Annotated in this window: 14 protein-coding genes; 6 read left to right on the top strand and 8 right to left on the bottom strand. The window is 73.2% G+C overall.

Annotation, left to right across the window (positions count from 1 at the left end; all coding sequences use genetic code 11):
* Positions 1-12: 12 nt before the first annotated feature.
* From tal to pgl, 5 genes are all read left to right on the top strand, one after another.
* The gene (gene tal / locus ABZ570_RS21155; RefSeq protein WP_358066074.1) at positions 13-1,215 is read left to right on the top strand and encodes a transaldolase; all 1,203 of its coding nucleotides are present in this window, start codon (positions 13-15) and stop codon (positions 1,213-1,215) included.
* 80 nt (positions 1,216-1,295) lie between these two features.
* On the top strand, positions 1,296-2,942 hold the full coding sequence (locus ABZ570_RS21150) for a glucose-6-phosphate isomerase (RefSeq protein ID WP_358066071.1): 1,647 nt from the start codon (positions 1,296-1,298) through the stop codon (positions 2,940-2,942).
* Positions 2,943-2,982: 40 nt separating this feature from the next.
* Positions 2,983-4,497, top strand: coding sequence for a glucose-6-phosphate dehydrogenase (gene zwf / locus ABZ570_RS21145; RefSeq protein ID WP_358066068.1), 1,515 nt, complete (start codon positions 2,983-2,985; stop codon positions 4,495-4,497).
* 22 nt (positions 4,498-4,519) lie between these two features.
* On the top strand, positions 4,520-5,536 hold the full coding sequence (locus ABZ570_RS21140; RefSeq protein ID WP_358066065.1) for a glucose-6-phosphate dehydrogenase assembly protein OpcA: 1,017 nt from the start codon (positions 4,520-4,522) through the stop codon (positions 5,534-5,536).
* A 96-nt stretch (positions 5,537-5,632) separates the two neighbouring features.
* The gene (pgl, locus tag ABZ570_RS21135; protein ID WP_358066062.1) at positions 5,633-6,403 is read left to right on the top strand and encodes a 6-phosphogluconolactonase; all 771 of its coding nucleotides are present in this window, start codon (positions 5,633-5,635) and stop codon (positions 6,401-6,403) included.
* A gap of 67 nt (positions 6,404-6,470) precedes the next feature.
* On the opposite strand, the gene ABZ570_RS21130 is transcribed toward pgl, so the two are convergent.
* The 8 genes from ABZ570_RS21130 to rapZ all read right to left on the bottom strand — a co-directional run bounded on the left by ABZ570_RS21130 (position 6,471) and on the right by rapZ (position 13,495).
* Positions 6,471-6,815 carry an RNA polymerase-binding protein RbpA gene (locus tag ABZ570_RS21130; RefSeq protein WP_358066059.1) on the bottom strand — a complete coding sequence of 115 codons (345 nt, stop codon included), beginning with the start codon at positions 6,813-6,815 and terminating at the stop codon, positions 6,471-6,473.
* Between the two features lie 134 nt (positions 6,816-6,949).
* A complete protein-coding gene (secG, locus tag ABZ570_RS21125) occupies positions 6,950-7,210 on the bottom strand; it encodes a preprotein translocase subunit SecG (protein ID WP_358066057.1) in 261 nt (86 codons plus the stop codon).
* 93 nt (positions 7,211-7,303) lie between these two features.
* Entirely contained in the window at positions 7,304-8,095 is a 792-nt protein-coding gene (gene tpiA, locus ABZ570_RS21120; protein WP_358066054.1) for a triose-phosphate isomerase, read from the bottom strand.
* Entirely contained in the window at positions 8,096-9,295 is a 1,200-nt protein-coding gene (locus ABZ570_RS21115; RefSeq protein ID WP_358066051.1) for a phosphoglycerate kinase, read from the bottom strand. It lies immediately after the preceding gene.
* Positions 9,292-10,296, bottom strand: coding sequence for a type I glyceraldehyde-3-phosphate dehydrogenase (gene gap / locus ABZ570_RS21110; protein WP_358066048.1), 1,005 nt, complete (start codon positions 10,294-10,296; stop codon positions 9,292-9,294). The genes ABZ570_RS21115 and gap overlap by 4 nt, the downstream gene beginning before the upstream one ends.
* A gap of 263 nt (positions 10,297-10,559) precedes the next feature.
* On the bottom strand, positions 10,560-11,540 hold the full coding sequence (gene whiA, locus ABZ570_RS21105; RefSeq protein WP_358066045.1) for a DNA-binding protein WhiA: 981 nt from the start codon (positions 11,538-11,540) through the stop codon (positions 10,560-10,562).
* Positions 11,541-11,594: 54 nt separating this feature from the next.
* Positions 11,595-12,590, bottom strand: a complete 996-nt coding sequence (gene yvcK, locus ABZ570_RS21100) for a uridine diphosphate-N-acetylglucosamine-binding protein YvcK (protein ID WP_358066043.1) — start codon at positions 12,588-12,590, stop codon at positions 11,595-11,597.
* Positions 12,587-13,495 carry an RNase adapter RapZ gene (gene rapZ / locus ABZ570_RS21095; RefSeq protein ID WP_358066041.1) on the bottom strand — a complete coding sequence of 303 codons (909 nt, stop codon included), beginning with the start codon at positions 13,493-13,495 and terminating at the stop codon, positions 12,587-12,589. Before rapZ ends, yvcK begins: the two co-directional genes overlap by 4 nt.
* A 274-nt stretch (positions 13,496-13,769) precedes the next feature.
* Here rapZ and recQ point away from each other — a divergent pair, with 274 nt between their 5' ends.
* The gene (gene recQ / locus ABZ570_RS21090) at positions 13,770-15,611 is read left to right on the top strand and encodes a DNA helicase RecQ (RefSeq protein WP_358066038.1); all 1,842 of its coding nucleotides are present in this window, start codon (positions 13,770-13,772) and stop codon (positions 15,609-15,611) included.
* The last annotated feature ends 118 nt before the right edge of the window (positions 15,612-15,729 follow it).

Raw genomic sequence — 15,729 nt, 5'->3', positions numbered from 1 at the left:
AGCGTGGACGGCATGACCGACAGGCTGGGTGAGCTGAGCGCCGCCGGAGTGGCGATCTGGCTCGACGATCTTTCCCGGGTACGACTGAGCTCCGGCGGGCTGGACCAGCTGCGCCGCGAGAAGCACCTGGTCGGGGTCACGTCCAACCCGACCATCTTCGCCAAGGCGCTGAGCGCCGCGGACGAGTACGACTGGCAGCTGAAGGACCTCGCCGTCCGTGGGGTGGACGTCGAGGAGGCGGTCCGCATGCTCACCACGTACGACGTGCGGTGGGCCTGCGACGTGATGCGCCCGGCGTACGACGCCAGCGCCGGCATCGACGGCCGGGTCTCCATCGAGGTGGACCCGCGGCTGGCCCACGAGACGGAGAAGACCGTCGCGGAGGCCGGGGCGCTGTGGTGGCTGATCGACCGGCCCAACCTGTTCATCAAGATCCCGGCCACCGAGGCGGGGCTGCCGGCAATCACCGCCACCCTGGCCCAGGGCATCAGCGTCAACGTCACGCTGATCTTCGGGCTGGACCGGTACTCGCAGGTGATGGAGGCGTTCCTCGCCGGGCTGGAGCAGGCGAAGGCGAACGGGCACGACCTGTCCAAGATCGGGTCGGTCGCGTCGTTCTTCGTCTCCCGGGTCGACAGCGAGGTGGACAAGCGACTTGATCGGATAGCCGGCGAGGCCGCGGACACGGCGGGCAAAGAGCGTGCGGTGGCACTGAAGGGCCGCGCCGCGATCGCCAACGCCCGGCTGGCGTACCAGCGCTACTGCGAGGTCTTCGCCTCCGACCGGTGGCAGGCCCTCGCCGACGCCGGCGCCCACCCGCAGCGCCCGCTCTGGGCCTCCACCTCGACCAAGAACCCGGACTACCGGGACGTCATGTACGTCGAGGAGCTGATCGCCCCCGGCACGGTCAACACCATGCCGGAGGCGACGATCCACGCCTTCGCCGACCACGGTGAGGTCCGCGCCGACACGGTCACCGGCTGCTACGACGACGCCCGCCAGGTCTTCACCGACCTGCAGGCGGCCGGGGTGGACATGGCCGACGTGGTGGCCGTCCTCGAGCGGGAGGGCGTGGAGAAGTTCGAGGCGAGCTGGGTGGAACTGCTCGACGGGGTGCAGAAGTCCCTCGCCGAGGCGGCCAAGGGCACCGGGCAGCCGGGCCGGGCCGCGAAGGGCAACGCGCGGGCCGCCGAACGGGCCGGAGGCAACGCGTGACGGACGGCGCCGGAAGCGTACCGGGGCACCGCCCCGGTACGCCCCGCGCCGTGGTCGCCCCCGCGGACCCCGGTGGTGCCGTGAGCGACCTGCTGGCCGGCCCGGCGGACGCCGCCGCCGGCCTGGTCGTGCACGGCGCGGACGCGGTCGACCGGGCCGCGCCCGCGCCGGTGCGCGAGGCCCTGGCCGCCCGGGACGTCCCCGCCCGGCTGGCCGCGAAGGACCCCACCCTGTGGGGCCCCGGGGCCGAGGCCGAGGCGAAGGTGCGCCTCGGCTGGGTGGACACCCACCGCCGTAGCCGGGAGCTGCTCCCCCAGCTCGCCGAACTGGCCGAGGAGCTGGCCGACCTGGACCACGTGGTGCTCGCCGGGATGGGCGGGTCCTCGCTCGCCCCGGAGGCGATCACCCGCACCCTCGGCCGGCCGCTGACCGTGCTCGACACCACCGATCCCGGGGAGGTCCGGGCGGCCCTCGTCGACCGGCTGGACCGCACCGTCGTGGTGGTCGCCAGCAAGTCCGGCTCGACGGTGGAGACGGACAGCCTCCGGCGGGCGTACTGGCACGCGTTCCTCGACGCCGGGATGACCGAGGCGGAGGCGGCCCGCCACTTCGTCGCGGTCACCGACCCGGGTTCGCCGCTGGAGGCGACCGCCGCCGAGATGGGCGTGGTCACCATCCTCGCCGACCCGGACGTGGGCGGGCGGTACTCCGCGCTCACCGCGTTCGGCCTGGTCCCGTCGGCGCTGGCCGGGGTCGCCGTGGCCGACCTGCTGGACGACGCCGACGCGCTGGCCACGTCGTTGGGCGGGGACCGGGACAATCCGGGCCTGGCCCTCGGGGTGGCGCTCGGCGCGGCGGCCACCACCGGCCGGGGCACGGTCGCCCTGGCGTCGGACGGCACCGGCGTCGACGGGCTCGGCGGCTGGGCCGAGCAGCTGCTCGCCGAGTCGACCGGCAAGACCGGCCGGGGCATCCTGCCGGTCGTGGTCGAGTCACCGGACGCCCCCGGCGCCACCGGCCCGGGTGTGCTCACGGTGAGCTACGGCGGGGCGCTCGCACCCGGCGTGGCGCCCGGTGCCGGCACGGCCGACGTGGCAGTCAACGGCCCCCTCGGCGCCCAGTTCCTGACCTGGGAGTACGCCACCGCGATCGCCGCGCTGGTGCTGGGCGTCGACCCGTTCGACCAGCCGAACGTCACCGAGAGCAAGGAGCACACCGCCCGCATCCTCGCCACCGGTCCGGCGGTGGAGACACCGTCGTTCACCGAGGGCGCCGTCGAGGCGTACGCCCCGGCCGGCGCCCCTGGCGACCTGGCCGGCGCGCTGCGCTGGCTGCTCGACGGGCTCGCCGACGACGGATACCTGGCGGTGACGGCGTACCTCGACCGGCGGGCCGACGGGACGGTGGCCGGGCTGCGCCCGCTGCTGGCCCGGGCGACCCGGCACCCGGTGACCTTCGGGTGGGGGCCGCGGTACCTGCACTCGACCGGGCAGTACCACAGGGGCGGCCCCCCGGTCGGCGGCTACCTGCAGGTGACCGGCGCGGTCACCGACGATCTGCCGGTCCCCGGCCGCCCGTACAGTTTCGGGGAGCTGCAGGCGGCCCAGGCCGCCGGCGACCGGCAGGCCCTGGCCGGCCGGGGACGGCCGGTGCTGCGCCTGCACCTGACCGAGCGGTCGGCGGGCGTCGTACAGCTGCTGGATGCTGCCGGACGGACCCGGACATGACGATGATTGACGTGAACCCCCAGCGGAGCGAGGAGGCAGGATGAACCCGCTGCGCGACCCGCAGGACCGGCGGCTGCCGCGGATCCCGGAGCCGTGCGCTCTGGTGATCTTCGGAGTGACCGGTGACCTGGCCCGCAAGAAGCTGTTGCCGGCGGTCTACGACCTGGCAAACCGGGGGCTGCTGCCGCCCGGTTTCGTGGTCCTGGGCTTCGCCCGGCGCGACTGGGGCCACGGCGACTTCGAGTCGCTGGCCTACGAGGCGGCGAAGAAGGGCGCCCGCACCCCGTGGCGGGAGGAGGTGTGGGCGCGGCTGGCCGGCCACATCAAGTTCGTCGGCGGCTCGTTCGACGACGACGCCGCGTTCGACCAGCTCGCCGCCACCCTCGACGAGCTGCGGGACACCCAGGGCATCCCCGGCAACGCCGCCTTCTACTTCTCCATCCCCCCGGCGGCCTTCCCCGTGGTGCTCAAGCAGCTCGCCCGCACGGGCATGGCCGACAACGCCAAGTCCGGCGGCTGGCGCCGCGTGGTGGTGGAGAAGCCGTTCGGCAACGACCTGCCCTCGGCCAAGGCCCTCAACGAACTGGTCGACGACGTCTTCACCCGCGAGGACGTCTTCCGCATCGACCACTACCTGGGCAAGGAGACGGTCCAGAACATCCTCGCCCTGCGGTTCGCCAACAACCTGTTCGAGCCGCTGTGGAACTCGAAGTACGTCGACTCGGTGCAGATCACCATGGCCGAGGACGTCGGCATCGGCACCCGGGCCGGGTTCTACGACTCGGCCGGCGCCGCCCGGGACGTGCTCCAGAACCACCTGCTGCAGCTGCTCGCCCTGGTGGCCATGGAGGAGCCGACCAGCTTCGACGCCGACGAGATCCGCACCGAGAAGCTGAAGGTGCTCAAGGCCATCACGGTGCCCGAGGACATCTCCCGGGACACCGTCCGGGGCCAGTACCTGCCCGGCTGGGTGGGCGGCGAGCGGGCCGTCGGCTACCTGGACGAGCAGGGCGTACCGCAGGACTCCACCACCGAGACGTACGTCGCCGTCAAGCTCGGCATCCAGAACCGGCGCTGGGCCGGGGTGCCGTTCTACATCCGGGCCGGCAAGCGGCTGCCCCGGCGGGTCACCGAGGTGGCCATCATCTTCAAGGAGGCGCCCCACCTGCCGTTCAACCCGGCGGACGTGGAGTCGCTCGGCAACAACCAGCTCGTCATCCGGGTGCAGCCGGACGAGGGCGTGGTGTTGAAGTTCGGCTCCAAGGTGCCGGGCACCGCGATGGAGGTCCGGGACATCGCGATGGACTTCCAGTACGGCGAGGCGTTCACCGAGTCCAGCCCCGAGGCGTACGAGCGGCTGGTGCTGGACGTGCTGATCGGCGACCGGACGCTGTTCCCGGACGCCGCCGAGGTGGAGCAGAGCTGGCAGGTGGTGGACCCGCTGGAGCGCGCCTGGGCGGGCAGCAGGCCGGAGCCGTACCGGGCCGGCGAGTGGGGCCCGCGAGCCGCCGACGAGATGCTGGTCCGCGACGGCCGGGCCTGGCGACGGGCATGAGCGAGCAGACCTGGAGGATCCGTTGATCGGGCTGTGGGACACCACCGGCAACGAGGTGGTGAAGGCGCTCGCCGCCGAGCGGCGCAGCGCGGGCGGGGTGGCCAGCGGCATGGCGCTCACCCTGATCGTGGTGGTGGACGAGAAGCGGGTCCGGGAGGCGGAGGCGGCGGCGACGATAGCCGCCGCGGCCCACCCGTGCCGGCTGCTCGTGGTGGTCCGCTCCGACGTCGAGCGGGACCGCAACCGGCTGGACGCGGAGATCGTCGTCGGCGGCCGGCTCGGCCCGTGCGAGGCGGTGGTGACCCGGATGTACGGCCGGCTCGCCCTGCACGCCGAGTCGGTGGTGATGCCGCTGCTGGTGCCGGACGTACCGGTGGTGACCTGGTGGCACGGCGATCCGCCGGAGGAGATCGCGACCGACTTCCTCGGCGTGGTGGCGGACCGACGGATCACCGACTCGGCGCAGGCGACCGACCCGATCGCCGCGCTGCGGCAGCGGGCGGCGGACTACGCCCCCGGCGACACCGACCTGGCCTGGAGCCGGATCACCCCGTGGCGGACCCTGGTGGCCGGCGCGTTCGACACCGCCCAGGCCAGGATCACCGAGGCGACGGTGGTGGCGCCCGGATCCGACCCGACGGCGGCGCTGATGCGCGGCTGGCTCGCGGCCCGGCTCGGCATCGACCCGGTCTGGGAGCGCACCGACGAGTTCCCCCGGATGCGCGAGGTGCAGCTGCGCTGCTCCAACGGCGAGGAGCTGACCCTGACCCGGGAGGACAGCATGGCGACCTTCCGGCGCACCGGGCAGGAGGACCGGGTCCTGCCGCTGGTCCGCCGACCGCTCGGCGACGAGTTGGCCGAGGAGCTGCGCCGCCTCGACGCCGACCAGGTGTACGCGGAGGCGCTCGGTGCCGCCGCCGGCATCTCCGGCCTGGACCAGCGCCCCGGCAAGCGGGTGCACGTGTGGAAGGATCCGGCGACCGCCCGGCGGGCCGAGGCCGGGGTCACCGCGCATGCCGGGGCGACCGCCAAGGGGTGAGCCGGACCGCCGCCACGGCGGGCGACACGGACCGCTACGCGGTCGGACAGCACAGGTGACCGCCCCACGGGCGGTCGGAACGCGAAGGCACGATGGATGAGTGAGGCGAGCGTCGCCGTACACGCCGATCCCGACCTGCTGGCGCAGGCGGTGGCGGCCCGGTTGGTGGTGAAACTGCTCGACGCGCAGGCGGACCGGGGCCAGGCGTCGGTGGTGCTGACCGGCGGGCGGATCGCCGCGGCGGTGTACCGGGCGGTGGCGGAACTGCCGGCCCGGGACGCGGTCGACTGGTCCCGCGTCGACCTCTGGTGGGGCGACGAACGATTCCTGCCGGCCGGCGACCCGGAACGCAACGAGACGCAGGCCCGGGAGGCCCTGCTGGCCGCGCTGCCACTGGACCCGGCGCGGGTGCACCCGATGCCGGCCTCCGACGGGCCGGCCGGCAACGACCCGGAGGCGGCCGCCGCGGGGTACGCCGAGGAACTCGCCCGGGCGGCCCGGCCGGGCCACGCCACACTCCCCCACTTCGACGTGCTGATGCTCGGCGTCGGTGAGGACGGGCACGTGGCGTCGGTCTTCCCGGAGCACCCGGTGCACCACGACAACCGGCCGGTCAGCGCGGTACGCGGCAGCCCCAAGCCGCCACCGGTGCGGACCACGCTGACCCTGCCGGCGATCAACACCGCCGAGGAGGTCTGGCTGGTGGCCGCCGGCGCGGACAAGGCCCGCGCGGTGGGCATGGCGCTCGCCGGGGCCGGGCCGGTGCAGCTGCCGGCGGCCGGGGCGCACGGGGTGTCCCGTACCCTCTGGCTGCTGGACCGGGCGGCGGCGGCCGACGTGCCACCCCGCTTCCGCAGCCTCCGCTGAGCGGTAAGGAAGGGCCCCTTCTTAACGCCTGGCGTAGAACAGGGGCCCCCTCCTAACCGCCCAGGGGTCAGGCGCCGCCGCGACGGCGGCGCAGCGCGTCGAGGGCCTCGGCGAGGAGTGCCTGCGCCTGCTCCGGGGTACGCCGCTCCTGCACGTAGGCCAGGTGGGTCTTGTAGGGCTCGGCGCGCTGCCGGCCCGGCGGGTTGCCCCGATCCGGCCCGGCCGGATGGCCACAGCGGGGGCAGTCCCACGCCTCCGGCGCCTCCGCGTCGGCGGCGATGAGGAACTCGACCCGGTGGGCGTTGCCGCACCAGTAGGTGACCGGCCGGCGCGGGGCCGGCTCGTACCGCTGATCGAAGCGCTCGGGGGCGGACCCGATCCGGGTGCCCCGGATGATGTTGCCACTCGCCACGGCTGCTCGCTCCTGTCGTCGGAGGGGACCGCCGCTCGCGGGGAAGGGCGGCGGGCGACGCGGTGCAGCGCAAAAGCAATCTGCGCGCGGTCCGTGACGGACCGCGCGCAGATTGTACGACTCGACGGGCTGGCTCAGGCGCCGCTGGTGAGCTGGAGGCGGAGCCAGAGCCCGATCCCGACAATGCACGCGAACCAGATGATCCCGACCAGAACGGTGTAGCGGTCGAGGTTCTTCTCGGCGACCGAGGAGCCGGCCAGGCTGGAGCTGACACCGCCGCCGAACATGCTCGACAGGCCGCCACCCTTGCCGCGGTGGAGCAGGATCAGCAGGGTGAGCAGGATGCTCGTGATGACCAGCAACACGATCATCGTGTAGGCGAACCAGATCGGCATGGCGGGGGTCAGTCCTCTCGTTGCGATCACTGCCCGTCCAACGGGCACGGGGGCACCGGCCGGCGGACGGGCAGCGTCAAGGATAGCGAGCGATCAGCGGGCGATGTGCTCCGGGAACCGGCAGATCTGCGCGAATTCCTCGGCGTCCAGGCTGGCGCCACCGACCAGCGCCCCGTCCACGTCCGGCTGGGCCATGATCGCGGCGATGTTCGACGCCTTGACCGACCCGCCGTAAAGAATCCGGACCTGGTCCGCGGTGTCCTGGTTGAAGGTCTCCGTCAGGCGCTTGCGCACCTCGCCGCAGACCTCCTGGGCGTCGTCCGGGGTCGCCGTCTTGCCGGTGCCGATCGCCCAGACCGGCTCGTACGCCACGACGACCTTGGTGACCTGCTCCGCCGTGAGCCCGCGGAGCGCGCCGTCGAGCTGGTCACAGCAGTGGGGGACGTGCCGCAGCTGCTCGCGGACCTCCAGCCCCTCGCCGATGCAGAGGATCGGGGTGAGCCCGTTGGCCAGGGCCGCGTTCACCTTGTCGTTGACCAGCGCGTCGTCCTCGTGGTGGTACTGCCGCCGCTCCGAGTGGCCGACCACGACGTACGTGCAGCCGAGCTTGGCCAGCATCGGCCCGGAGATGTCCCCGGTGTACGCGCCCGACTGGTACGGCGACAGGTCCTGCGCGCCGTAGCCGATCAGCAGCTTGTCGCCGTCCACCGCGGTCTGCACGGTACGCAGGTCGGTGAAGGGCGGCAGGACCACCGTCTCGACCTCGGTGAGCTGCTTCTCGGTCAGGCTCGCGGCCAGCTTCTGCACCAGCAGGTTGGCCTCGAGGTGGTTGAGGTTCATCTTCCAGTTGCCGGCCATCAGCGGCCGGCGGGGGGTGCTCGCCATTCAGCTCTCCAGGGCCGCGATGCCGGGGAGGGTCTTGCCCTCCAGGTACTCCAGGGAGGCGCCGCCACCGGTGGAGATGTGACCGAAAGCGGACTCGTCCAGCCCCAAGGTGCGGACCGCGGCCGCGGAGTCACCGCCGCCCACGACGCTGAACGCGCCGGACTTCGCGATCGCCTCGGCGACCCCGCGGGTGCCGTTGGCGAACGCCGGCATCTCGAAGACGCCCATCGGACCGTTCCAGAAGACCGTCCGCGCCTGCTCGAGGGCGGCGGCGAACCCGGCCACTGTCTCCGGGCCGATGTCCAGCCCGACCCGCTTGCTCGGGATGCCGTCCACCCGGACGGTGTCGTGCTCGGCGTCCGGGGCGAACGCGACCGCGGCCACCACGTCCACCGGGAGCATGATCTTGCCCGGCTCGCGCTCCATCAGGTTGCGGCAGGTCTCGACCATCTCCTCCTCGAGCAGCGAGCTGCCCACCTCCAGGCCCCGGGCCTTGAGGAAGGTGAAGCACATGCCGCCGCCGATGAGCAGCCGGTCGACCTTCGGCAGCAGCGCCTCGATCACCGCCAGCTTGTCGGAGACCTTGGAGCCGCCCAGCACCACCACGTACGGCCGCTCCGGGTCGCCGGTCAGCTTGCTGAGCACCTCCACCTCGCGCAGCACCAGCCGGCCGGCGAAGTGCGGCAGCCGGGCCGGCACGTCGTGGACGCTGGCGTGCTTGCGGTGCACCGCGCCGAAGGCGTCGTCGACGTACGCCTCGCCGAGGGCGGCGAGCTGGTCGGCGAACGCGCCCCGCTCGGCGTCGTCCTTGCTGGTCTCGCCCTTGTTGAAGCGCAGGTTCTCCAGCAGGGCGACCTGGCCGTCGGCCAGCCCCTCCACGCAGGCGCGGGCGGAGTCGCCGACGGTGTCGGAGGCGAAGAGCACCGGGGCGCCGAGCAGCTCGCCGAGCCGCCCGCCGACCGGGCTGAGGCTGAACTGCGGATCCGGCGTGCCCTTCGGGCGGCCCAGGTGCGAGCACACGACCACCCTGGCGCCGGCCTGGACCAGCGCGCTCAGGGTCGGCAGGACGGCCCGGATCCGGCCGTCGTCGGTGATCTCGCCGGTCTGCTTGTCGAGCGGGACGTTCAGGTCGGCGCGCACCAGCACGCGCCGACCCGACACCCCCTCGGCGAGCAGGTCGTCGAGGTTGCGGATGCTCACAGCGAGCTACCCACCAGCTTGACCAGGTCGACCAGGCGGTTCGAGTAGCCCCACTCGTTGTCGTACCAGCCGACGACCTTGACCTGGTTGCCGATCACCTTGGTCAGCGGCGCGTCGAAGATGCAGGACGCCGGGTCGGTGACGATGTCGGCGGAGACGATCGGGTCCTCGTTGTAGACCAGGATGCCCTTGAGCGGGCCGTTCGCGGCGGCCTTCATCGCGGCGTTGACCTCGTCCACGGTGGTCTCCCGGCCGACCGTGACGGTCAGGTCGGTGGTCGAGCCGGTCGGGATCGGCACGCGCAGCGCGTAGCCGTCCAGCTTGCCCTTGAGCTCCGGCAGGACCAGGCCGATCGCCTTGGCGGCGCCGGTCGAGGTCGGCACGATGTTGAGCGCGGCGGCCCGCGCCCGGCGCAGGTCCTTGTGCGGCGCGTCCTGCAGGTTCTGGTCCTGCGTGTACGCGTGGATGGTGGTCATCAGACCCTGCTGGATGCCGAACGTGTCCTGCAGGACCTTCGCCATCGGGGCGAGGCAGTTGGTGGTGCAGGACGCGTTCGAGATGATGGTGTGCTTGGCCGGGTCGTACTGGTCCTGGTTGACGCCCATGACCACGGTGACGTCCTCGTTCTTCGCCGGAGCGGAGATGATGACCTTCTTGGCCCCGCCGTCGATGTGCGCCTTCGCCTTGGTGGCGTCGGTGAAGAACCCGGTGGACTCGATGACGACGTCGACGCCGACCTCGCCCCACGGCAGCTTGGCCGGGTCCTTCTCGGCGTACGCCTTGATGGTGTGGCCGCCCACGCTGATCTCGTCGTCGGTGGCCTTCACCTCGTGCGGGAGGCGGCCCAGGATGCTGTCGTACTTGACAAGGTGGGCGAGAGTCGCGTTGTCGGTCAGGTCGTTGACCGCCACAACCTCGACGTCAGCGCCGGACGCCAGCACTGCCCGGAAGAAGTTTCGGCCGATCCGGCCGAAGCCGTTGATGCCAACCCGGATGGTCACAGGTCCCATCTCCTCGCGTTCTGGTCCGCCGGCGTCGGAACAGGGCCGGCGGAGGTGTGTGCGCCGACCGTTGGAGCCGGCCGTTGACGGTTCATCTCGGCCACCCCGCCGCGGTCCTGGGGACCTGACCGCCCGAGGCGGTGAGCACGGCGAGGAGTGCCTGTGCCGGCCCCCTTGCCGTACGCAGCGACCCTATCCGAGCGCGCGACATCGCGCTGCGGCGGGTGGTGATCCCGCCGGCAGAACGACGCCCCACCGTCCTATCAGACCACGAGCATGTCGGGCGTGACGGCTGCTTCCGTATCCGGGATGCCCAGATCCCGGGCCCGCTTGTCGGCCAGCGCGAGCAGCCGGCGGATCCGGCCCGCGATGGCGTCCTTGGTCAGCGGCGGGTCGGCCAGCGCCCCCAGCTCCTCCAGCGAGGCCTGCCGGTGCTCCAGCCGCAACCGCCCGGCCGAGGTGAGATGGTCGGGGGCGTCGTCGGCGAGGATCTCCAGCGCCCGGGTGACCCGGGCGGCGGCGGCCACCGCGGCGCGGGCCGAGCGACGCAGGTTGGCGTCGTCGAAGTTGGCCAGCCGGTTGGCGGTGGCCCGGACCTCGCGGCGCACCCGGCGCTCCTCCCAGGCCAGCACGCTGGCGTGGGCGCCGATGCGGGTGAGCAGGGCGGCGATCGAGTCGCCGTCCTTGACGACCACCCGGTCCACCTGGCGTACCTCACGGTTCTTGGCGGTGATGCCGATCCGCCGGGCCGCGCCGACCAGGGCGAGGGCCGACTCCGGACCGGGGCAGGTGATCTCCAGCGCGCTGGAGCGGCCCGGCTCGGTGAGCGAGCCGTGCGCCATGAACGCGCCCCGCCACGCGGAGACCGCGCAGCAGACGTTGGCGGCGACCACGTGCGGCGGCAGGCCGCGCACCGGGCGGCCACGGACGTCGAGCAGGCCGGTCTGGCGCGCCAGCGCCTCACCGTCCTTGACCACCCGTACGATGAAGTGGCTGCCCTTGCGGAGGCCACCGGAGGCGAGCACGTGGATCTCGCTCGGATAGCCGTAGACCTCGGCGATCTCCCGCCGCAGCCGGCGGGCGACCGCGCCAGTGTCCAGCTCCGCCTCGACCACCACGCGGCCCGACACGATGTGCAGGCCGCCGGCGAACCGCAGCAGGGCGGCCATCTCTGCCCGCCGGCAGCAGGGCTTGGGCACGTCGACCCGACTCAGCTCGTCCTTGACCGCAGCCGTCATCGCCATAGTGCGCCCCCTCACGGACCGGTTTCGGCGTGTCGCCGGTGATTACGTACGTGTCTAACGATCGGCGCCCAGGACAGGCACCAGCGCGGCACCCAGCGCGGCTGGATCATGACGGGGCGCGCCGTCGATGACGGCGACGGGAGCGAGGACCAGCCGGGCACCCAGCGATTCTGCCGCACGTTCCACCGCCACGGGGTCACCCACCGCCGTGGAGTCGGCCAGCACCATGTCCACCTTCAGCTCGGGCAGATAGCGCCGCAGGGTGTCCAGATGGTCGGCCAGGGAGAGCCCGAGTGTCTCCTTCTCCGCCACCAGGTTGAGCGTGACCAGCCGCCGCGCCGGGCTGGAGATGATCGCGTCGGCCAGCCCCGGCACCAACAGGTGCGGCAGCACGCTCGTGTACCAGCTGCCCGGCCCGAAGATCAGCCAGTCGGCCTGGCGTACCGCGGCCACCGCTTCCAGGCAGGCGGCCGGCGCGGCCGGGGTGAGCCGCAGCGCCTCGACCCGGCCGGTGGTGACCGCCACCTGGTGCTGGCCGCGCAGCGTGCGTACCTCGTCGGGGCGGTCCGGGTCGGCGCCGCGCACCCGGGCCTCGATGCCGACCGGCTGGCGGGACATGGGCAGCACCCGGCCGACCGCGCCCAGCATCGCGCCGGCGTGGTCGAGGGCGGCGACCGGGTCGCCGAGCAGCTCCATCAGCCCGTGCAGCACCAGGTTGCCGACCGCGTGCCCGGCCAACGGGTCGCCCGCGCCGCCGCCGGCGCCCGCCAGGCCGGCCGCCGTGACAGCGGCGAAACGGTGCTGGAACAGGCCGGCGGTACGCCGGGTGGCCGGGTGGTCGCCGGCCAGCGCGACCAGCGCCTGCCGCAGATCCCCCGGGGGCAGCCCGCCGCGCTCGGCCCGCAGCCGGCCGCTGGAGCCGCCGTCGTCGCCGACGGTGACCACCGCGGTGATGTCCAGGTCCAGCTCGGGTACGCAGTGCCGCAGCGCCCGCAGGGACGCCGAGAGCCCGTGCCCGCCGCCGAAGGCGACCACCCTGGCCCGGGTCATTCCCGCCCCAGGTCCCGGTGCTGGGCGTTCGCGGCGATGCCGGAACCGCGCAGCCGGGCGGCCAGCTCCTCGGCGATCGCGACGCTGCGGTGCTTGCCGCCGGTGCAGCCGACCGCGACGGTCAGGTAGCGCTTCCCCTCCCGCTCGAAGCCGGCGGTGGTGGCGTTGACCAGGTCGGCGTACCCGGCCACGAACGCGTCGGCACCCTCCTGGCCCAGCACGTACGCGCTGACCGCCTCCTCGCGCCCGGTGTGCTCGCGCAGCTCCGGCACCCAGTAGGGGTTGGGCAGGAACCGGGCGTCCATCACGAAGTCGGCGTCCGGGGGGAGGCCGTACTTGAAGCCGAAGGAGAGCACGGTGATCCGCAGCCGGCGGGCGTCCTCCCCGCCGAACAGCTCCTCGACCCGGCGCCGCAACTGGTTGACGTTGAGGTGGCTGGTGTCGATGATCACGTCGGCCTGGTCCCGGGCCTCCTCCAGCAGGGCGCGCTCCACCGCGATCCCATCGGCGAGCCGCCCGTCCCCCTGCAACGGGTGCGAGCGACGGACGCTCTCGAACCGGCGGATCAGCACCTCGTCGTCGGCGTCGACGAAGACCACCCGGGGCTGGAAGCCGCGCTCGCGCAGCTCCCGGATCGCCCCGGCCAGGTCGGTCGAGAAGGCGCGCGAGCGCACGTCCAGCACCATCGCCGTACGCCGGGCCGCGCCGCCGGCCTTGAACGCCAGCTCGGCCATGTCGAGCATGAGAGCCTGGGGCAGGTTGTCGACCACGTAGAAGCCGACGTTCTCCAGCGCCCGGGCCACCGTGCTCCGGCCGCCCCCGGAGAGGCCGGTGACCACCACCAGGGTGGTGTCCGCCTCGGCCGGTGCCGGCCGGCCCAGGGCTGTCTCCGCACTGGTCGGCACCAGGTCTCCCGCCGTCCGCGCCTCGCTCACTCGATACCCCCAAGCCGTGGCGCCGCGCGACCGGTCGGCCGCGCATGGTCAGTCAGCGACTCTAACGGCTGCGACCCCGCCCGGGATTCCACGGGGTGACGACCGGAACAGCAGCTTGTCCGGTTTGCCGGCGGCTGTCCCCCACCCTGTCGTACTGCCGACCGTCCGGCCGGATCCGGCCGTCGCCCCGGCACGCGGCCCGCCGCACCCGGGCACTGTCGGAGGGCGCTCGTAGACTGCGCGGATGGTCTCCCCCACCGATCAGCGGACCGAGGACGCCCTGCGGGTGCTGCGCCGGGTGTTCGGGTACGACTCCTTCCGGGGCTTCCAGCAGGAGGTCGTCGAGCACGTGGTGGCCGGCGGTGACGCGCTGGTGCTGATGCCGACCGGGGGCGGCAAGTCCCTCTGCTACCAGATCCCGGCGCTGGTCCGGGACGGCGTCGCGGTGGTCGTCTCGCCGCTGATCGCGCTCATGCAGGACCAGGTCGACGCGCTGACCGCGGTCGGCGTCCGCGCCGGGTTCCTCAACTCGACGCAGGAGCCGGCCGAGCGGCGGCGGGTGGAGGACGCCTTCCTCACCGGCGAGCTGGACCTGCTCTACCTCGCCCCGGAGGCCCTCGCGGGCCGCTCCACCGTCGGCCTGCTGGAGCGGGGCCGGATCGCGCTGTTCGCGATCGACGAGGCGCACTGCGTCTCCCAGTGGGGGCACGACTTCCGCCCCGACTACCTCAACCTCTCGATGCTGCACGAGCGCTGGCCCGGGGTGCCGCGGATCGCGCTCACCGCCACCGCGACCAGGGCCACCCGTACGGAGATCGCCACCCGGCTCCAGCTCACCGACGCCCGGCACTTCGTGGCCAGCTTCGACCGGCCCAACATCCAGTACCGGATCGTGCCGAAGCGGGAGCCGCGCAAGCAGCTGCTGAGCCTGCTGCGCGACGAGCACCCCGGCGACGCGGGGATCGTCTACTGCCTGTCCCGCGCCTCGGTGGAGAAGACCGCCGAGTTCCTGGTGGCGAACGATGTACCGGCGCTGCCCTACCACGCCGGGTTGGACGCGGCCACCCGGGCGGCCAACCAGCAACGCTTCCTACGCGAGGACGGGCTGGTCATGGTCGCCACCATCGCGTTCGGCATGGGCATCGACAAGCCCGACGTACGCTTCGTCGCCCACCTGGACCTACCCAAGTCGGTGGAGGGCTACTACCAGGAGACCGGCCGCGCCGGCCGGGACGGCCTGCCGTCGACCGCCTGGCTGGCGTACGGGCTGCAGGACGTCGTCCAGCAGCGCAAGATGATCGAGACCTCGGAGGGTGACCTCGCGCATCGGCGCAACCTGGCCACCCACCTCGACGCGATGCTGGCCCTCTGCGAGACCGTCCGCTGCCGGCGGGCACAACTGCTCGAATACTTCGGCGAGACCGGTGTGGGCGGCTGCGGCAACTGCGACACCTGCCTCGAACCGCCCGAGTCCTGGGACGGCACCGTCGCCGCGCAGAAACTGCTCTCCACCGTCTACCGGCTGGACCGGGAACGCAACCAGCGGTTCGGCGCCGGGCACTGCGTGGACATCCTGCTCGGCAGGCACACCGACAAGGTCGACCAGTACGGCCACGACTCGCTGACCACCTTCGGCATCGGCACCGAGCTGCGCGAGGCGGAGTGGCGGGGCGTGGTGCGGCAGCTGCTCGCCGAGGGCCTGCTCGCGGTCGAGGGCGACTACGGCACCCTCGCGCTGACCGAGGCGAGCGCCGAGGTGCTGGGCCGCCGGCGTACGGTCACCATGCGGCGGGAGCCGGAGAAGCCGGTGTCCGGCCGGTCGGCGAAGCCCCGAGGCGCGGCCACCGTCGTCGCCGACCTCTCCCCGGACGCGGCCCCGGTCTTCGAGCGGCTGCGCGCCTGGCGGGCGGCCACCGCCAAGGAGCAGGGCGTGCCCGCGTACGTCATCTTCCACGACGCCACCCTCCGGCAGGTCGCCGCCGAGGCGCCGGCCTCGCTGGCCGAGCTGTCCCGGATCAGCGGCGTCGGCGAGAACAAGCTCGCCAAGTACGGCGAGCAGCTCCTCGCCGTCCTCGCCGATCACTGACCCGCGGGTGGGGGTGGCTGGCTTCGGTGGGGGTCGGTCGGGTGTGGGGATGACGAAGGGCCGGCCCCGGGTGGGGGCCGGCCCTTGTCGGTGGGTCAGGAGGCCGAGTAGCCGCGGG

This window comes from Micromonospora sp. NPDC007271, assembly GCF_040634005.1.
Lineage (GTDB): Bacteria > Actinomycetota > Actinomycetes > Mycobacteriales > Micromonosporaceae > Micromonospora.
The sequence above is the reverse complement of the archived record's forward strand: the minus strand, read 5'-3'. Positions and strand labels throughout refer to the sequence as shown.